Source organism: Streptomyces sp. NPDC018263 (assembly GCF_055562575.1).
Map to the genome: position 1 here is coordinate 615,435 of NZ_JBVHFA010000003.1, position 18,054 is coordinate 633,488.

Genomic DNA, 18,054 nt, shown 5'->3' on the forward strand with positions numbered 1-18,054 from the left:
ATCGGTTTGGCCGACGCGGCTGGACAGATGGTGTAGTTGTAGTGCCGAGGACAAGCCGTTCGTCCTATAACCGACTCGACTCGCGTCCGCCATTTCGGGCAACGCGGGTCAAGGTGCAGAATTTAGAGGAAAGAACCGAGAAGGTTCGGTTCTCCCGAGGAGGCCGCTCATGACCGCTCGCACCCCTGATGCCGAGCCGCTGCTGACCCCGGCTGAGGTCGCCACCATGTTCCGTGTCGACCCCAAGACGGTCACGCGGTGGGCGAAGGCCGGCAAGCTCACGTCGATCCGCACGCTCGGCGGGCATCGTCGCTACCGCGAGGCGGAGGTCCGCGCTCTGCTCGCGGGCATCCCGCAGCAGCGCAGCGAGGCATAACAACTGAACAACCGGGCAAAACGACCGGCCCCCAACCGGCCGAAGTGCCCGAACCCTAGCTCCAAACGACGCGGGCCTGCCCCAACAGGCCCCATGCCCACGCCGGACGAACTTTCCAAGGCACGTGGCACCGGGTGCGTCATAGATCGCGCTGGACTCCGCCGGGTCCAGCGCGATCTTTTTTGTGCGCTCGCGAGCGCCCCCCGGGGCCCCGCGTGAGCGGCCCTGTCGGAGTCTGGGGAGGGCTGTGGGAAGTCCCCCGCATCTGATCGGGGAGCCGGGCGGGACACCCTCGGGGAGAGTGCAATTGCACATATTAAATTGACCTGTTGTAGGGCAGCGGTAAAAACCTGAGTTTCAAAAACTCATGCCGTGACTCCCGTCACACCACAAGACGCTTGTTGTCCCGTGCACAGGTGCGCTATTGGCGCTCTTCCCGTCTCACCATCCCCTGCGGGAACGGGTGTTGGGGCGGCGGCCGGTGTGCGGTGCCGGCGGGGTGAGGTGGCCGCCAGGGGCGCCCTCAGGGGCGCCCGCGTCCCGTGCCGGGGGATACCGCCGTACGTCACCTCCGCAGGCCGTACAGGGGGAAGGGAGCCTGCCGTCTGGGTACCGGCGGGACGTGACCCCGTCAAGGGTGCCGACGGGCACCCGGAACGGCGGAAGGGCCCCCGGAGATCCGGGGGCCCTTCTCGTTACTGCGGTCCTGACGGGATTTGAACCCGCGGCCTCCACCTTGACAGGGTGGCGAGCACTCCAAACTGCTCCACAGGACCATCTGGTGCGGCGCTTCACTTCTGCGTTGCGCTGCGAGAAGGACTGTACAGGAGTCCGGGTGCCCGGGTCGAACTCACCCGGTGCGACCGCGCGATTACGGTACGGCCGCGTCGATCGCCTTCACGATCCGCTTGTCGGAGACGGGGTAGGCGGTGCCCAGCGCGTGGGCGAAATAGCTGACCCGCAGCTCCTCCAGCATCCAGCGGATGTCCAGCACCCGCCGGGGCACCGGCCGCCCCTGGGGAAGCTGCTCCAGCAGCCAGGCGTACTCGTCCCGCATCTCGTGCACCTTCTGCATGCGGGTGGTGTCCCGCTGGACGTTGCCCGGCATCTGCTGCAGCCGCCGGTCGGCGGCCACCAGGTAGCGCATCAGGTCCGGCAGCCGCGCGATCCCCGCCCAGGTGACGAAGCCGGGCTTCACCAGCGCGTCCAACTGCTGCCGTACGTCGGTGAGGTTGGCCAGCAGCACGGGGCTGGAGACGGTCTTCAGGCGCCGTTCGCACGCCTGCCAGGCGGCCAGCACCTGCTGCACCTGGCCCACCGCACGCACGGTGGTGTCCACGATGTCGGCCCGCACCTTGTCGTAGAGCTTCCGGTACGACTCCTCGTCCCACACCGGGCCGCCGAAGTCCGCGATCAGCTTGTCGGCCGCCGCCATCGCGCAGTCGTCGAACAGCGCCTGCACCGAACCGTGCGGGTTGGCGGAGAGCGCGAGCTTCTGCGCGTTGGTCAGCTTGTCCGACGCGAACTTCGCCGGGTTCACCGGGATGTTGCGCAGGATCAGCCGGCGCACGCCCTTCCACATCGCCTCGGCCTGCTCCTCCTCGGTGTCGAAGAGGCGGACCGAGACCGTGTCGCCGTCGTCCACCAGCGCCGGGTACGCCTTCACTGGCTGCCCGGCCCGGCGGGTCTCGAAGACCCGGCTGAGCGTGCCGATCGACCAGTCGGTCAGGCCGGAGCGCTCCAGCGAGGGGCCGCCCTGCCGGGACGCGGTGGCGGCGGCCGCCTGCGAGATCGCCTGGCGTGCCTTGGGGCGCAACTGAAGCTTGAGCGCCTCCAGGTCCTTGCCCTCGGCCAGCTTGCGGCGGCGCTCGTCCACGATCCGGAAGGTGACCTTCAAGTGGTCCGGCACCTTCGACCAGTCGAAGTCCTCGGCCTCGAAGGGCACGCCCACCATGCGCTTCAGCTCACGCGCCATGGTCGTCGCCAGCGGCTCCTGGAGAGGGACCGCCCGCTGAAGGAACTTCTTGGCGTAGTTCGGCGCCGGGACGTAGTGGCGGCGGATCGGCTTGGGCAGCGAGCGGATCAGCTCGGTGACCACGTCCTCGCGCAGGCCAGGGATCTGCCACTCGAAGCCCTCGTCGGTGACCTGGTTGAGCACCTGGAGCGGGATGTGCACGGTCACACCGTCGGCGTCCGCGCCGGGCTCGAACTGGTAGGTCACCCGGAACTTCAGCTCGCCCTGGCGCCAACTGTCGGGATAGTCGGCCTTGGTGACCGCCTCCGCCGACTCCCGGATGAGCATCTCCCGCTCGAAGTCCAGGTATTCGGGCTGCTCGTGCCGCTTGCGCTTCCACCAGGAGTCGAAGTGGGCACCGGAGACGACGTGTTCGGGCACGCGCTGGTCGTAGAAGTCGAACAGGGTCTCGTCGTCCACGACGATGTCCCGGCGCCGCGCCCGGTGCTCCAGCTCCTCGACCTCGCTGAGCAGCCTGCGGTTGTCGGCGAAGAACTTGTGGTGGGTGCGCCAGTCGCCCTCGACCAGGGCGTTTCGGATGAACAGCTCACGGGAGATCTCCGGGTCGATCCGCCCGTAGTTCACCTTGCGCTGGGCGACGATCGGCACGCCGTACAGCGTCACCTTCTCGTACGCCATCACGGCCGCCTGGTCCTTCTCCCAGTGCGGTTCGCTGTAGGTGCGCTTCAGGAGGTGGCCGGCGAGCGGCTCGACCCACTCGGGCTCGATCTTCGCGTTGACGCGGGCCCAGAGGCGGGAGGTCTCCACCAGCTCGGCGGACATCAGGAACTTGGGCTGCTTCTTGAAGAGCGAGGAGCCGGGGAACACCGCGAACTTGGCGTTGCGGGCGCCCAGGTACTCGTTCTTGTTGCCGTCCTTCACGTCCTTCATCCCGACGTGGGAGAGCAGACCCGCGAGCAGGGAGACATGGACGCGGTCGGCGGGGGCGTCCTCCTCGTTGAGATGGATGTCCATCTGCTTGGCGACCGTGCGGAGCTGGAGGTAGATGTCCTGCCACTCGCGCACGCGCAGGAAGTTCAGGTACTCCTGCTTGCACATCCGGCGGAACGAGGAGGAGCCCCGCTCCTTCTGCTGCTCGCGCAGATACCGCCACAGGTTGAGGTAGGCGAGGAAGTCGCTGGTCTCGTCGCGGAAGCGGGCGTGGCTCTGGTCGGCCTGGGCCTGCTTGTCGGCCGGGCGCTCGCGCGGGTCCTGGATGGACAGGGCGGCGGCGATGACCATGACCTCGCGGACACAGCCGTTCTTCGCGGCCTCCAGCACCATGCGTGCCAGGCGCGGGTCCACGGGGAGCTGCGCGAGCTTGCGGCCGGTGTCGGTGAGCCGCTTGCGCGGGTCCTTCTGCGCCGGGTCGAGGGCGTGCAGCTCCTGGAGCAACTGGACGCCGTCGCGGATGTTGCGGTGGTCCGGCGGGTCGATGAAGGGGAACTTCTCGATGTCGCCGAGGCCGGCCGCGGTCATCTGCAGGATGACGGAGGCGAGGTTGGTGCGCAGGATCTCGGCGTCGGTGAACTCCGGCCGGGCGAGGAAGTCGTCCTCGGAGTACAGCCGGATGCAGATGCCGTCGGAGGTACGGCCGCAGCGGCCCTTGCGCTGGTTGGCGCTGGCCTGCGAGACCGGCTCGATGGGCAGCCGCTGGACCTTGGTGCGGTGGCTGTAGCGGCTGATCCGGGCGAAGCCGGGGTCGATGACGTACTTGATGCCGGGCACGGTCAGCGAGGTCTCGGCGACGTTGGTCGCCAGCACGATGCGGCGCCCGGTGTGCTGCTGGAAGACCCGGTGCTGCTCGGCGTGCGAGAGGCGCGCGTACAGCGGCAGCACCTCGGTCATCCGGTACTTCTTCTTCTCCAGCGCGTCCGCGGTGTCCCGGATCTCCCGCTCGCCGGAGAGGAAGACGAGGATGTCGCCGGGCCCCTCGGCCATCAGTTCCTCGACGGCGTCGGTGATCGCGGTGATCTGGTCCCGGTCGGCGTCGGAGGAGTCCTCCTCCAGCAGCGGCCGGTAGCGCACCTCCACCGGGTACGTCCGCCCGCTGACCTCGACGATCGGAGCGTCCCCGAAATGCCGGGAGAACCGCTCCGGGTCGATGGTCGCCGAGGTGATGACGACCTTCAGGTCCGGACGCCTGGGCAGCAACTGGGCGAGGTAGCCCAGCAGGAAGTCGATGTTGAGGGACCGCTCGTGCGCCTCGTCGATGATGATCGTGTCGTAGGCGCGCAGCTCGCGGTCGTTCTGGATCTCCGCGAGCAGGATGCCGTCGGTCATCAGCTTGATGAAGGTGGCGTCCGGGTTCACCTGGTCGGTGAAACGGACCTTCCAGCCGACGGTCTCGCCGAGCGGGGTGTGCAGCTCGTCGGCGACGCGCTCCGCGACGGTCCGGGCCGCGATCCGGCGGGGCTGGGTGTGCCCGATCATCCCGCGCACGCCCCGGCCCAGCTCCACACAGATCTTGGGGATCTGGGTGGTCTTTCCGGAGCCGGTCTCACCGGCCACGATGACGACCTGATGATCGCGGATGGCGGCCGCGATCTCGTCCTTCTTCTGGCTGACCGGAAGCTGCTCGGGATAGCTGACCGAGGGCACACGGGAGCGCCGCTCGGCCATCCTGGAGGCGGCCTTGTCGACCTCACCCTCCAGCTCGGTCAGCACGGCGGCACGCGCCTCCGGCTTACGGATCTTGCGTGCGCCTTCGAGCCTGCGCCCGAACCGGTGCGCGTCACGCAGCGACAGCTCGGTCAGACGGGAGGCGAGAGACCCCAAGGCGGGGGCGGGATGCGTAGACATACGCGATCCAGGATCTCACCTCGGGGAAATCCCGCGCGAATGAATTGGCTCGGGTGTGCTCTCGGGTGCGCCGGGGACCGGTGCGGAGGTCAGCAGGAGTTGATGCCGAGCCGGAAGCCCGACTTGTAGCCGTTCTTGAATCCCCGCTGGTAGTCGCGGTGCGGGTCCTTCAGCGACAGGCCCTTCCCCTTGCGGTGGTCGCCGTCGTGGTGGCAGTGGCGGCCGTCGCGGTACCCGGACTTGAAGCCGTCGCGGAACCCGCGCTGGTAGTCCCCTTGCGAGGTGGGCGCCTTGGCCGTCGCACTGACATGAGACTGGGCGGGCGCCGCCGAGGCTGTCTGCTGGAAGCCGATCGGAGCGAGGACGACACCGGCGGCCATGAAGACCGAACACAGGGCAGCCGTCCGCTTTCTGTTCGTGGCGGGCATGGAACGCCCCCTAGAGTGATTTCTCCACGAATGGATGCTTTTTCACTCTAGTACCGCCCCACCCACCTGCAACCGCGCTCCCCAGGGCCCGGAAACGCAAGAACCCCCTCCAGAGACTGAAGGGGGTTCGGCCCGTATCGGGCGGTTGTGGCTGGGGCCGGGGTCGAACCGGCGACCTATCGCTTTTCAGGCGATCGCTCGTACCAACTGAGCTACCCAGCCACGAGGTTTCACGTGAAACCTCAGCGGTCCTGACGGGATTTGAACCCGCGGCCTCCACCTTGACAGGGTGGCGAGCACTCCAAACTGCTCCACAGGACCAGGCGCTGTACGACAGTGTCGCACAAGGTTGCGGGCCTTCCCAACGCGTTTCCCACCGGGGTGAGGTGTGCATCTGTCGGGCTGACGTCGCTGGAGAAGCGTATCAGAGCACCGGCGGTGCTCCGTACCGCGCTGTTCCGGGGCGGGCAGGGCCCCGACGTGGGGAAACACGAAGGCCCGCCCTGGATCAGGGCGGGCCTTCATGACAAGTCCGCTGTGGTGCCCCCAACGGGATTCGAACCCGTGCTACCGCCTTGAAAGGGCGGCGTCCTAGGCCGCTAGACGATGAGGGCTATCGGCCCGCCTGGGCGCCGCATCGCGGCGCGTCGGGGACGTGTGCAGCATAGGGGATCGCGAGCGGTATGGGCAAAACCCTTCGCCGTGGTGAGGGGGCCGGGCCGGGGATTCAGCGCTGCACCAGATGCCGGCTGACCTCGGCCGTGGTCCGCCCGAGCCCGCCAAGCTTGATCGCGTCCCATGCCTGGAGCCGGCGGGTGTCCCGGTCCAGATAGAGCACCGACGCCTCGATCGGCGCCGGGTACTGGCCCTCCACCGCGCGCAGTCCGCTGCCCCCGGTCGAGCCCTCGCGGCGCAGCCGGGTGCCCAGCGGGAGGACCTTGGTGCCCTGGGTGTGCAGATGCCCGCAGAGCACCAGCGGCACCGTGCCGTCGGTCTCGGCGGCGGCCACCGGCTCGTGCGCCACCGCGATGTCGACCGGGGTGCCCTTGGCCTTCTGGTCCCGCAGCGCCGAGGCGAGCCGGGCGCCCGCCAGCCGCTCCGCAGCGTCCCCGCCGGTCGCCTGGGAGCGGTCGGGGGTGAACTGGGGGTCGCCGGTCCCCGCGAAGCGCACCCCGGCGATGGTCTCCGCCTCGCCCTCGTCCAGGACGTGCGCGTTCTTGATGCCCTCCAGATAGCGCTGGGTGGCCCGTGAGTCGTGATTGCCCCGCACCCAGACGTACGGCACGCCCAGGTCCTTCACCGGGTCGAGGAAGCCGTTCTCCGCCGAGCTGCCGTGGTCCATGGTGTCGCCGGAGTCGACGATCACATCCACCTTGTACTGGTCCACCAGCGAGCCGATGATCTTCCACGCGGCCGGGTTGAGGTGGATGTCGGAGACGTGCAGCACCCGGATCGTGGAGGGGTCGGGCTGGTAGGCGGGGAGCGTGGAGGCGACGTCGTACAGCTTGGTCACGTTGGTCACCAGGCGGGCCAGTTCCTGCTGGTAGACGTCGAAGTCGGTGACGATGCTGCGGGCGTTGCCCACCACGGACGGCGCCGAGGAGAGCAGGCCGGAGAACTTGGGCTCCAGTACGGACTTGGGGTTCCAGGTGGCCCACGCCGAGACCCCGGAGGCCGCGAGCAGCGCGAGGGCGAGACCGCCGGCCGCGAGCGCGGGGCGGGGACGGCGGTAGACGGCGAGGCCGAGCGCGGTCGCGCCGGTGACGACGGCCACGCACGAGCGCAGCGCGAGATCGAGCGTGCCGCGCTCGACGTCACGGGTCACCTCGTCCTGGAGCCCGGACAGCCGCTCGGGATGGTCGACCAGCGCCTGGGCGCGGGCCGGGTCGAGCTGGTCCACGTCGACGTCCAGCCGGACGGGCGCGACATGGCTGTCCAGGGTCAGCGCGCCGAGCGGGGAGATGTTGACCTTGGTGCCGCCGCTGAGCGAGGGCCGCAGGGCCATGGTGGTGTCCATCGGGCCGACCGTGGTCCGGACGTTGCCCACGATCAGCAGGCCCAGCCAGGCCCCGACGAGCACGACACCCGTCAGGCCCAACGCCCGCGGCCACCGGCCGCTGCCCGGCCGGCGCGGCAGACGCCACCACTTCCGGGTCCGGGGCGGGTCCGGCACGGGAGCGGCGGAGACTTGGGGCATTGGGGCCGTATGCCCCTACGAACGCCCGGATATGCGGGGCGGCGGCTCAGCCCCAGCCGAGTTCGTGCAGACGGGCGTCCTCGATGCCGAAGTGGTGGGCGACCTCGTGGACGACGGTGACGGCCACCTCGTGGACCACCTCCTCGGCGGTCCCGCAGTACCGCAGGGTGGGGCCCATGTAGACGCTGATGCGGTCGGGGAGGACCCCGGCGTACCACTCGCCGCGCTCGGTGAGCGGGGTGCCCTCGTAGAGGCCGAGCAGTTCGGGGTCGTCGGGGGAGGGCTCGTCCTCCACGAAGACGGCCACGTTGTCCATGACCCGCGTGAGTTCCGGCGGGATCCGGTCCAGGGCCTCGCTCACCAGCTCTTCGAACCTGTCGCGTGTCATCTCCAGCACAGGGCCATTGTCGGCCAAGCGCGCCCGGCGCGGGCCGTGTACGCGCGGTCCGCCGTGCTCCGGCCGGCCGGGACGGTGGCGTGTCCTTGCGCGGGCGGCGGGAGTTGGGCAGGGCGTTCCCGATTCCCCGCTGTCGGAGGTGGCCGTCGTGCGCCGCTTGTACGTACCCGTCCGTCTGGTCGTCGCGGTGCTGACCGTGGCCGCCGCCTCCGGCTGTGTGCACGTCGGTGACGACGCGGGCCCCCGCCGCACCCCGCACTCCGCCGCCCAGAGAGAGGGCGCCGACTCCGGGGGCGGGCCGGTGTCCGGAGGCGGCGGGGTCGAGGCGGACGACGAGGACGGGGGCGACGGCAAGCACGGGCACGGCCACAAGAGGAAGCGGCACGGGGAGTCGGCCTCCGCCTCGGCGGACGAGCGGGAGCCCGGCAAGAAGGTTTCGGCGGCGCCGTCCAAGCCCGGGCAGACGGTGCGGCCCGGCGAGCCGGTGCCGACGGGCGAGCCGACCCCGCCCCCGGTGACCTCCGCGCCGCCGGAGCCGCCCGCCTCGACCCCGCCGCCCCCGGACACCGAGCCGCCGTCGGCCGAGCCGTCGTCCTCGGCCCACGAGGACCCCGCCCCGCAATGAGCCGGTGGGGGCGTCGGAAGGGGGCTGACGAGCCGGTTTGCCTTCAGGGGTGGGGGGTGCGTATGGTGGTAGATCGTTTGATCCCATTTGCCCGGCGCCATCGCAGAGCGCGCCGTGTGGCGCGTACTCTCCTTTGCCGTGACGGACCGCATTGAGGCGGTTGTGTTGTGCGAATCACGGAGTTGACGGGCGCGTGCCGAGAGACTCCGGAAGGTTTCGCATTCGCATGTCCGTTTCCAGTACTGACCAGTTCGTCGCGCCCGAGGACGGGGACACCCCCGTCGACGAGACGAACGAGGTCACCGCTGTCGTCGAGGCCGACGACACCACCGACACCACCCCCGAGCTGACCTTCGCCGACCTCGGTCTCCCCGAGGGCATCGTGCGCAAGCTCGCCCAGAACGGTGTCACCACCCCCTTCCCGATCCAGGCCGCGACCATCCCGGACGCCCTGGCCGGCAAGGACATCCTCGGCCGTGGCCGCACCGGCTCCGGCAAGACCCTCTCCTTCGGTCTGCCCACCCTGGCCACGCTGGCCGGCGGCCGCACCGAGAAGAAGCGTCCGCGCGCCGTCATCCTGACGCCGACCCGCGAGCTGGCGATGCAGGTCGCCGACGCCCTCCAGCCCTACGGCGACGTCCTCGGCCTGAAGATGAAGGTCGTCTGCGGCGGCACCTCGATGGGCAACCAGATCTACGCCCTCGAGCGCGGCGTCGACGTCCTCGTCGCCACCCCGGGCCGTCTGCGCGACATCATCAACCGCGGCGCCTGCTCGCTGGAGGACGTCCAGATCGCGGTCCTCGACGAGGCCGACCAGATGTCCGACCTGGGCTTCCTGCCCGAGGTCACCGAGCTGCTCGACCAGGTCCCGGCCGGCGGCCAGCGCATGCTGTTCTCCGCGACCATGGAGAACGAGATCTCCACGCTGGTCAAGCGCTACCTGAACGACCCGGTCACGCACGAGGTCGACAGCGCCCAGGGCAACGTCACGACCATGTCGCACCACATCCTGATCGTGAAGCCCAAGGACAAGGCGCCGGTCACCGCCGCGATCGCCTCCCGCAAGGGCCGCACGATCATCTTCGTCCGCACCCAGCTCGGTGCCGACCGCATCGCCGAGCAGCTCCGCGAGTCCGGCGTGAAGGCCGACGCGCTGCACGGCGGCATGACCCAGGGCGCGCGCACCCGGACGCTGGCCGACTTCAAGGACGGCTACGTCAACGCGCTCGTCGCCACCGACGTCGCCGCGCGCGGCATCCACGTCGACGGCATCGACCTGGTGCTCAACGTCGACCCGGCGGGCGACCACAAGGACTACCTGCACCGCTCCGGCCGTACCGCCCGCGCGGGCCGCTCCGGCACGGTCGTCTCGCTGTCCCTGCCGCACCAGCGCCGCCAGATCTTCCGGCTGATGGAGGACGCGGGCGTCGACGCCGCGCGCCACATCATCCAGGGGGCCGGCGCCTTCGAGCCCGAGGTCGCCGAGATCACCGGCGCCCGGTCCATGACCGAGGTGCAGGCCGAGTCCGCGGGTAACGCCGCGCAGCAGGCCGAGCGCGAGGTCGCCGGTCTGGTCAAGGAGCTGGAGCGTGCCCAGCGCCGCGCCGGCGAGCTGCGCGAGGAGGCCGACCGCCTGGTGGCGCGGGTCGCCCGCGAGCGCGGCGAGGACCCGGAGGCCGCCGTGGCCGAGGCGCAGGCGACCGCCGAGCAGGCCGTGGCCGAGGCGACCGCCGAGGCGGAGCGTCCGGCCCCGCGCGAGACCGAGCGCGACGAGCGCCCGGCGGGCCGCCGTTCCTTCGGCGACCGGGGCGACCGGGGTTTCGAGCGCCGCGATGACCGCGGTGGCCGTGGCTTCGAGCGCCGTGACGACCGTGGCGGCCGTTCCTTCGAGCGTCGTGACGACCGTGGTGGCTTCCGCCGTGACGACCGCGGTGGCGAGCGCCGTCCGTTCAACCAGGACCGGGGCGACCGGGGTTTCGAGCGCCGCGATGACCGCGGTGGCCGTGGCTTCGAGCGCCGTGACGACCGTGGTGGCCGCTCCTTCGAGCGTCGCGACGACCGTGGCGGCGAGCGCCGTGACGAGCGCCGCCCGTTCAACCAGGACCGGGGCGACCGGGGTTTCGAGCGTCGTGACGACCGTGGTGGCCGTGGCTTCGAGCGCCGTGACGACCGTGGCGGCTTCCGCCGCGACGACCGTGCCGGTCACCGGGGCAGCGACCGTCCGTTCAACCGTGAGCGCCGCGACGACCGTCCGGGCTTCCGTGCCGGCGGCCACGAGCGTCCCCAGGGCCGCCGTGACGACCACCGCGGCACCGGCGGCGGCGCCTCCTTCGGCCGTCGTGACGACAAGCCCCGCTGGAAGCGCAACGGCTGACCCGCAGTGAACTGAGGAAGGGCCCGTACGGATCTCCGTACGGGCCCTTCGCGTTCCCCGGCGCTTTTCGGCCGCCGCGTGGCGCATGTCACGCCGGTGCCCAGGGAATTGCTGGGGTCATGACAGACGACACGCAAGCGAACGCCGAGTCGGCCCTGTCCGACGAGGAGCGGCTCGCCCAGCTCGGTTACACCCAGGTCCTGGCCCGCCGGATGTCGGCGTTCTCCAACTACGCCGTCTCCTTCACGATCATCTCGGTGCTGTCCGGCTGCCTCACCCTCTACCTCTTCGGCATGGTGACCGGCGGCCCCGCCGTGATCACCTGGGGCTGGGTGGCCGTCGGCCTGATGACGCTGTTCGTCGGCCTGTCGATGGCCGAGATCTGCTCCGCCTACCCGACCTCGGCCGGCCTGTACTTCTGGGCGCACCGGCTCGCGCCCCCGCGCTCCGCGGCGGCCTGGGCGTGGTTCACGGGGTGGTTCAACGTGCTCGGCCAGGTGGCCGTGACGGCGGGCATCGACTTCGGCGCCGCGTCCTTCCTCGGGGCCTGGCTGAACCTCCAGTTCGGCTTCCGGGTGACGCCCGGCCGTACCGTCCTGCTCTTCGCCGCGATCCTGCTGCTGCACGGCCTGCTGAACACCTTCGGGGTGCGGATCGTCGCCCTGCTGAACAGCGTGAGCGTGTGGTGGCACGTGGGGGGTGTCGCGGTCATCGTCGGCGCGCTCGCCTTCCTGCCCGACCACCACCAGTCGGCGTCCTTCGTGTTCACCCACTTCGTCAACGGGACGGGCTGGGGCAGCGGTTTCTACGTCGTGCTGCTCGGCCTCCTCATGGCGCAGTACACCTTCACCGGCTACGACGCCTCCGCCCACATGACCGAGGAGACCCACGACGCGGCGACCGCCGGCCCGAAGGGCATCGTCCGTTCCATCTGGACCTCCTGGATCGCGGGCTTCGTCCTGCTGCTGGGCTTCACCTTCGCCATCCAGTCCTACGACGGCGCCCTGAACTCCCCGACCGGCGCGCCCCCGGCGCAGATCCTCCTCGACGCGCTCGGCGCCACCACCGGCAAGCTGCTCCTGCTCGTGGTGATCGGCGCCCAGCTCTTCTGCGGGATGGCCTCGGTGACGGCCAACAGCCGCATGATCTACGCCTTCTCGCGGGACGGCGCGCTGCCCTTCTCCCGCGTCTGGCACACGGTCAGCCCGCGCACCCGGACCCCGGTCGCGGCGGTCTGGCTGGCCGCCCTGGGCGCGCTCGTCCTCGGCCTGCCGTACCTCATCAACTCCACGGCGTACGCGGCCGTGACGTCCATCGCGGTGATCGGGCTCTACATCGCCTACGTCATCCCCACCCTGCTGCGCGTCCGCAAGGGCGCCGCCTTCCAGCGGGGGCCGTGGCATCTGGGCCGCTGGTCGCTCCCGATCGGCGTGGTCTCGGTGGGCTGGGTCGTCCTGATCACGGTCCTCTTCATGCTCCCCCAGGTCTCCCCGGTCACCTGGGAGACCTTCAACTACGCCCCGATCGCGGTCCTGGTCGTCCTGGGCTTCGCCGCCACCTGGTGGCTCGCCTCGGCCCGCCACTGGTTCCTCCGCGACTGACCGACGCGGCCGTGTCCCCGATACCCGATCGGAGACACGGCCACCGCCAGCTATGCTCGGACAGGCAACACCGCCCCGGGCCCTTAGCTCAATTGGCAGAGCAGTGGACTTTTAATCCATTGGTTGTGGGTTCGAGTCCCACAGGGCCTACAGAAAAGCCCCAGTTCAACGACCGTTGAACTGGGGCTCCTTCCGTTTCATCCAGGTTTCTTGATCACGTGCTGGCCCGCTGCTGGCCCGAGAGGGTCTGGCGAGGGTGAACTCATGAGAGCGGGCGGCCATCCACGGTGATGGCCGCCCTGCTCTGCCTCGGCGCCCTCTCCAGAGTCCTAGCTCCAGCGCGTCGGCAGCTCGTGAGCACCTGCTGTGAATGCCCGAACGCATGTGCGCAGCTCAGGGCTTTGCGAGGAATGTAGGTTGTACCCTACAGACATTCTTTCATGATCCGTTCAGCGTGGTCGGGTGCCAAAGGAGCCACCGCCCGACTGGGTACTGACCCGCCGCCGGGAGATCGGTGAGCGAATCAGGGACGCCCGTAAGGCAGTCGGCCTGACCCAGGAAGAGGCCGCGAACCGGATCGGCCTGGACCGGCCGTCCTGGGTGGAGATCGAACAGGGCCGCCGGAACATGACCATCAACACGCTGATTCGGGTGCTGGACGTCGTCGGCATCCAGGGCTTCATGGAGTAGTGGCTGCCGCCGGCCGGTCCCAGCTCCGGCGGCAGCCTGTGCGGTCCACCCCCCCCGTACGCCGTGGGTGTCCCGCGCCCGGTCGACCAGACCGGGGGTCAGTAGCTGCGCGGCCGGGTCGGCGTGCGCCGTCGGTCGGTCGGCAGCGTGCAGGGGACCGGGCAGATGGTGACGGAGGCGACGCCGCTGCCGGTCTCGATGGGGACTACCTCGGGCTCGCCCTTGATGGGTCGCCCGCAGCGCTGGCACAGCATCAGCAGGTCCCCCTCTCCAACCGGAGCGCGTCGACGCGCAGCCGGTGGAGGCCGCCGCCGACGGGGCAGTCCTCCCAGCGCTCCCGGTCGTGGCAGGGCCCGCAGTCGACGGAGTGCGTGCCGAGCGCGAGGTACGCCCGCTCGGCGGCGCACGGCCCGCACGCCTGCGGGAAGACGTGCACGCCGTCGTGCTGGCGCTCGCCGAGGTCGACGGCGGTGCCGAGCTGGAGCCGCCCGCCGCCCCACACGCAGGCTCGCCCGGCGACCTGGTCGGGGGTGAGGGCGGCAAGGTCGGGGAGCCCCAAGAGCGCCAGGACGTCCGGCGCGGGCGGACTCGCGGTGTCATGCAGCATGGCTACGCCCCCCGGTTCACAGTGATCCGTTTCACGCTCGTGACCGTAGGAGCGGTGCGTGGCGGTCAGGGGCACAGTTTGTGCCCCTTGCTCAGGCGGCCAGCAGGCCCAGCTTCACGGCCAGATCGGACGCCCGCCGCCTCCGCTCCGGACTCTTCGCCTCAGCTTCTTCCAGCACGATGCTCTTGGCGTAGCCGTTGTACCGGATCGTCTCGGGTGCGGCCTGGTGCGCCTGCGCCAGCGTGGCCAACGCGACATCGGGCTGGCCATCGAGCTGGTAGCCGCGGGCTTCCTCGATCCGGTGTCGGGCCCGGCGCGGCCGGGACGGGATCACCACGGCGTCCGCAGCAGCAGCCTGCCGTACGGACTCCCCGCCCTGGTGCAGTTCCACGGCGATCGTCACCGCGTGCGCGCCCATGATGGCCTGCGAGAAGGATGTGATCGGGTGGTAGTAGTCGCGGGGCAGTCGGGCCGCCATGTCGCGGGCCTCGTCCCAGTACCGCCAGGCGGTGCCCGTCTCGCCGCGGCGGGCTGCCGTGTACCCGGCCTCGAAGGTGAGCGCGCCCGTGATGGCAAGCACGTCCTGCCGGGCGTCGGGCAGCAACGGGGCGAGATAGGTGAGGGTCTGGCGGGTGACCTCGTCGGCGGCGTCGAAGTGCGCGGGCCCGCTATCGCGGTGGGCCTGCGCGGCAAGCCAGGCGGCGACGCCGATGGCGTGCGGGTCCTCGGACTCCTGAGCGGCGATCAGGCCGCGCTCGGCGACGCGCCACAGCAGGGCGACATCCGGCTGGTAGGCCACGAAGAACTGCGACAGGGAGTAGACCTCGGCGAGGATCGCGTGTGCCGCCCGCCGGTCGGCCGTGGTGTCCGACTGCCGCACCGCATCCTGCGCGTCCCGGATCAGGTCGGGCAGCAATGCGCCCACGACATCACGGTGATTCGGCGCCGAGTGCCGGGCGGACCAGGCACGCGCAAGTCGGGCCCGGAGGTGCGCGGTCGGGGGCGCCTGATGGACGGAGCCGAGCGGGAACGCATCGACGGCGGCCTTCACTTCAGGCAGGCGGGCGTGGCCAGGGCCGGTGAACAGGTCGACGTGCACCGACTGATCGCCGGTGAGGTCGGACAGGTCACGGACGCGGAGGATCTCGGCGAGCCTCAGCACGATCTCCAGCTTCGGCGTCTTCAGGCGGCCCGTCTCCACACCCTTCACCCATGACCCGGATCGGCCGGCGAGGCCGCCGAGCTGCTCGCGCGTGAGGCCGCGCCGGGTTCGGAGGATCTGGAGTCGTTGGCCGAAGACCAACGGGTCGGTGTACGGGTCCGGGGTAGCATCAGATGGCACGGTCTCGCCCCAATCTCTGAACAGCTCGTCACTGCCAGGGTATGGGGCGAGACCATTTTCGTGGGCGCCGTTGGTCCAGCGTTCCCCGGATATGACGAAACGGCCCCGCCCTCCGAAGAGAGCGGGGCCGCGGTTATAGCTTCCAGGGTGTCAGGTCGAGGTCGACGGGCGGGTCGGGTGCCGGGCCGGCCGGGGTGTCGGGGCCGACCTTCCGTGCCCATCCCCACAGGTCCAGGTAGGCGCGGGTGAGGAGCTTGCGCTGGGTGCGCTCTTCCTTCACCTCGGCGTCCAGCCGGTCGGTGATCGCCTGGAAGTCGGAGCGCCGGTTCGTGGCGCGGGACTGCGTCCAGCCGAGCACGCCGACGACGAGCGCGACCGCACCGCCGGCGAGTGCGCCGATGTCCATCATCGGCCCGCCTTTCTCAGGTACGGCGGCAGCGGGTCGTCCATGCCGGAGACGAGTACCACGCCGATGGTGAAGGACCCCCAGCCGCAGGCGCTGCCGACGGCGGCCGGGTAGGTGGTGGCCGCGGCCGCCGCGAACGCCCCGGCCCACAGCCCGGCGGGTACGGCGAGCGCCGCGTAGCCGAGGGCCTGGACGCGGGGGCATCCGGCAAGGAGTCCGGCGACGGCGGCGACGGCACCGCAGGCGACCCACACCCAGCCGAGTACGTCCAGGGGCACGTAGCGGGTGATGTCGGCGAGGCCGCGGGCGGTGCCGTAGCGGGGCTGGCCGATGATGCCGAGCCCGCCGTACAGGGCCCAGCCGGTGCCGACGACGGTGAGGAAGGCGCGGCGGCGGGACACCGTCCACCGTCGCGCCGTCGCGCCCCACATCAGGCGCCCGGCTTCGACCGGTTGGGTACGGCCCAGGTGATGCCGAGCGCGGCGAGGACCGCGAGGGCGATGGTGACGCCCTCCCCGGTGTCGAGCACGCCGTCCTGAACGGCGGTGCCGGCGGCGGCGGCCCCGGCGGCGAGGCCGGAGACGATGGCCTTGGCGATGCTGGAGATGCGCATGGTCAGGACTCCTTGGGGCCGTCGGCCCAGACGAAGCGGGTGCTCCCCTGGTGGCCGTGGACGTGTTCGGCGTGGTCCAGGGATTCCCAGGCCACGGTGCTGGGGCGCTCGCCGCGCCAGCGGATCGAGACGCTGCCGTCCGGCCAGACGACGCCGTCCGCGACGGTGCCGGTGCCGGAGATGCCGCTGATGTCGACGTCGCGTTCGAGGGTGAACAGGCGGGACTCGCTCATGCTGGTGTCCTCCCAGAGGCTCAGACGTTGGGGACGTGGAGCTTGACCCACGAGGTGGGGCCGGGGGTGCCGTCGGCGTCGGCGCCGGCGTAGCCGAGCTTCCGCTGCCAGGCCGCGTACGAGCGCTCGTCGCCCGAGCCCCACACATCGGCGTTGGCGCTGGACTGGTACTTGTTGCAGCCCTCGGCGACGAGCCGCTTGTGCATGGCGGCGATGACCGGCGAGCGGCGGCCAGCGTGGAAGAAGCTGGCGCCGGGGAACGGCTCGTACTTCGGCGCGGTGGGCGGCTTCGTGGTCTCCGTCTTGCCGATCGCGGTGAGGTTGGGCATCGGCCCGGGGTCGACGTGGCTGTTGCCGGGTACCTGGTTGTGCCCGAAGTGGCCGGGCGCGGCCAGCCAGGTGGAGAGGGACACGGTGTCGCGGGCGAAGCCGGTGGGGGCGCCTCCCGGCCAGACGTCGGGGATGCCGAGGGAGCGCAGCCAGGCCATGATCTTGTCGAGGTTCTTGCACGGGGTGTCGCGTACGGTCGCGTACCGCTTGCCGCCCACGGTCTCCCCGGCGGTGAACACGGTCTCGATCTGCACGCAGTACTTCCCGGTGCGGTTGGTGCGTACGGTCCCCGCGTTCTGGAGGGACAGGCTGCGGGAGTCGGCCGGGAAGAACTGCGCTATCTCGCCGGTGAACGGGTCCCACAGCAGGTGGGGTGCGACCTCGCGGCCGCCACCGGTGAACCAGCCCAGCTCGTTCTTGAACGTCCAGTCCGTTGCGTTGGACGTGATGTGCCAGACCGCGCGGGCCGGGCCGCCGTTCATCGCGCCGGTGTTGCCGACCGAGTGCCGGGCCGCGCCCGGCATCCAGAGGTCAGGCATGTCGCCTCCAGGGCATAGAGAACGCCCCGGCCGGACGGCGCGGGGCGTGGTGGTGTGGGGGTGGTCAGGCTGGAAGGGGGCCGGTGGCGGACTTGATGTCGAAGCCGTCCAGCCGGATCGAAGACACGGCCCCGGCTTGCCCGGTGAGACCCCAGTTGCCAGCGGTGCTGAGGTAGACGCGGAACGCCCCGTTCTGCCCGATGCCTGCACCGCCCCAGTTCCGTTCGTAGGACTGCTGGTAGGCGGGGAGGAAGGTGAAGAACGTGTAGCTGGCCGTTGTGACGCCGCTGAGGGTGACGATCCCCCGGAACTCTCTGACCACCTCATCGCGGACGTACACGTCACGGACCATCGGCTGCACCGCGCCGTCGGATGACCCGTTCTGGTACGTCCCGACCGCTGTCAGAGGAATCCAGGGCGTGGCGTCCTGGAGGCGGCTGGCGGTGAGCACCATGCCGGGCTGCCACAGGGTCATCTGGT

At 70.5% G+C, this 18,054-nt stretch carries 18 protein-coding genes and 5 tRNA genes; 6 read left to right on the plus strand and 17 right to left on the minus strand.

The window, feature by feature from the left end; translation table 11 throughout:
* The first annotated feature begins 169 nt into the window (after positions 1 to 169).
* The gene (bldC, locus tag ACZ3HQ_RS11990; RefSeq protein ID WP_003949541.1) at positions 170 to 376 is read left to right on the plus strand and encodes a developmental transcriptional regulator BldC; all 207 of its coding nucleotides are present in this window, start codon (positions 170 to 172) and stop codon (positions 374 to 376) included.
* Positions 377 to 1,077: 701 nt separating this feature from the next.
* On the opposite strand, the gene ACZ3HQ_RS11995 is transcribed toward bldC, so the two are convergent.
* From ACZ3HQ_RS11995 to ACZ3HQ_RS12030, 8 genes are all read right to left on the minus strand, one after another.
* Positions 1,078 to 1,152, minus strand: a tRNA-Asp gene (locus ACZ3HQ_RS11995).
* A 95-nt stretch (positions 1,153 to 1,247) separates the two neighbouring features.
* Positions 1,248 to 5,192, minus strand: a complete 3,945-nt coding sequence (hrpA, locus tag ACZ3HQ_RS12000) for an ATP-dependent RNA helicase HrpA (RefSeq protein ID WP_467509822.1) — start codon at positions 5,190 to 5,192, stop codon at positions 1,248 to 1,250.
* Positions 5,193 to 5,281: 89 nt separating this feature from the next.
* Positions 5,282 to 5,620, minus strand: a complete 339-nt coding sequence (locus ACZ3HQ_RS12005; protein ID WP_467509824.1) for a hypothetical protein — start codon at positions 5,618 to 5,620, stop codon at positions 5,282 to 5,284.
* Positions 5,621 to 5,768: 148 nt separating this feature from the next.
* Positions 5,769 to 5,842 (minus strand) — tRNA-Phe (locus ACZ3HQ_RS12010).
* A 24-nt stretch (positions 5,843 to 5,866) separates the two neighbouring features.
* Positions 5,867 to 5,941, minus strand: a tRNA-Asp gene (locus ACZ3HQ_RS12015).
* Positions 5,942 to 6,158: 217 nt separating this feature from the next.
* Positions 6,159 to 6,234 (minus strand) — tRNA-Glu (locus ACZ3HQ_RS12020).
* Between the two features lie 113 nt (positions 6,235 to 6,347).
* Entirely contained in the window at positions 6,348 to 7,817 is a 1,470-nt protein-coding gene (locus tag ACZ3HQ_RS12025; protein ID WP_467509826.1) for a metallophosphoesterase family protein, read from the minus strand.
* A 46-nt stretch (positions 7,818 to 7,863) separates the two neighbouring features.
* Positions 7,864 to 8,214 (minus strand): metallopeptidase family protein, encoded by a 351-nt coding sequence (locus ACZ3HQ_RS12030; protein ID WP_467509828.1) that lies wholly within the window; start codon positions 8,212 to 8,214, stop codon positions 7,864 to 7,866.
* A 148-nt stretch (positions 8,215 to 8,362) separates the two neighbouring features.
* On the opposite strand from ACZ3HQ_RS12030, the gene ACZ3HQ_RS12035 reads away from it, so the two are divergent.
* From ACZ3HQ_RS12035 to ACZ3HQ_RS12055, 5 genes are all read left to right on the plus strand, one after another.
* Entirely contained in the window at positions 8,363 to 8,839 is a 477-nt protein-coding gene (locus ACZ3HQ_RS12035; protein ID WP_467509830.1) for a hypothetical protein, read from the plus strand.
* A 226-nt stretch (positions 8,840 to 9,065) separates the two neighbouring features.
* Positions 9,066 to 11,213: a DEAD/DEAH box helicase gene (locus tag ACZ3HQ_RS12040; protein ID WP_467509832.1), complete on the plus strand. Its 2,148-nt coding sequence runs from the start codon at positions 9,066 to 9,068 to the stop codon at positions 11,211 to 11,213.
* A 119-nt stretch (positions 11,214 to 11,332) separates the two neighbouring features.
* Positions 11,333 to 12,814: an amino acid permease gene (locus ACZ3HQ_RS12045; RefSeq protein WP_467509834.1), complete on the plus strand. Its 1,482-nt coding sequence runs from the start codon at positions 11,333 to 11,335 to the stop codon at positions 12,812 to 12,814.
* 77 nt (positions 12,815 to 12,891) lie between these two features.
* A tRNA-Lys gene (locus ACZ3HQ_RS12050) sits at positions 12,892 to 12,964 on the plus strand.
* Between the two features lie 312 nt (positions 12,965 to 13,276).
* Complete coding sequence (locus ACZ3HQ_RS12055; protein ID WP_467509836.1) at positions 13,277 to 13,504, plus strand: helix-turn-helix domain-containing protein; 228 nt, start codon at positions 13,277 to 13,279, stop codon at positions 13,502 to 13,504.
* Between the two features lie 98 nt (positions 13,505 to 13,602).
* Here ACZ3HQ_RS12055 and ACZ3HQ_RS12060 read toward each other — a convergent pair whose 3' ends face one another.
* The 9 genes from ACZ3HQ_RS12060 to ACZ3HQ_RS12100 form a co-directional block, all read right to left on the minus strand.
* On the minus strand, positions 13,603 to 13,758 hold the full coding sequence (locus tag ACZ3HQ_RS12060) for a hypothetical protein (protein ID WP_467509838.1): 156 nt from the start codon (positions 13,756 to 13,758) through the stop codon (positions 13,603 to 13,605).
* Positions 13,758 to 14,111, minus strand: a complete 354-nt coding sequence (locus ACZ3HQ_RS12065) for a hypothetical protein (protein ID WP_467509840.1) — start codon at positions 14,109 to 14,111, stop codon at positions 13,758 to 13,760. Before ACZ3HQ_RS12065 ends, ACZ3HQ_RS12060 begins: the two co-directional genes overlap by 1 nt.
* Positions 14,112 to 14,202: 91 nt before the next feature.
* A complete protein-coding gene (locus ACZ3HQ_RS12070; protein WP_467509842.1) occupies positions 14,203 to 15,453 on the minus strand; it encodes a helix-turn-helix domain-containing protein in 1,251 nt (416 codons plus the stop codon).
* 133 nt (positions 15,454 to 15,586) lie between these two features.
* Complete coding sequence (locus ACZ3HQ_RS12075; protein ID WP_467509844.1) at positions 15,587 to 15,862, minus strand: hypothetical protein; 276 nt, start codon at positions 15,860 to 15,862, stop codon at positions 15,587 to 15,589.
* Positions 15,859 to 16,260, minus strand: a complete 402-nt coding sequence (locus tag ACZ3HQ_RS12080; protein ID WP_467509846.1) for a hypothetical protein — start codon at positions 16,258 to 16,260, stop codon at positions 15,859 to 15,861. Before ACZ3HQ_RS12080 ends, ACZ3HQ_RS12075 begins: the two co-directional genes overlap by 4 nt.
* A 29-nt stretch (positions 16,261 to 16,289) precedes the next feature.
* Positions 16,290 to 16,472, minus strand: coding sequence for a hypothetical protein (locus tag ACZ3HQ_RS12085; RefSeq protein WP_467509848.1), 183 nt, complete (start codon positions 16,470 to 16,472; stop codon positions 16,290 to 16,292).
* A 2-nt stretch (positions 16,473 to 16,474) separates the two neighbouring features.
* On the minus strand, positions 16,475 to 16,705 hold the full coding sequence (locus tag ACZ3HQ_RS12090) for a hypothetical protein (protein ID WP_467509850.1): 231 nt from the start codon (positions 16,703 to 16,705) through the stop codon (positions 16,475 to 16,477).
* A 20-nt stretch (positions 16,706 to 16,725) separates the two neighbouring features.
* Positions 16,726 to 17,574 (minus strand): peptidoglycan-binding protein, encoded by an 849-nt coding sequence (locus ACZ3HQ_RS12095; protein ID WP_467509852.1) that lies wholly within the window; start codon positions 17,572 to 17,574, stop codon positions 16,726 to 16,728.
* Between the two features lie 64 nt (positions 17,575 to 17,638).
* Complete coding sequence (locus tag ACZ3HQ_RS12100) at positions 17,639 to 18,049, minus strand: hypothetical protein (protein WP_467509854.1); 411 nt, start codon at positions 18,047 to 18,049, stop codon at positions 17,639 to 17,641.
* Positions 18,050 to 18,054 lie beyond the last annotated feature (5 nt).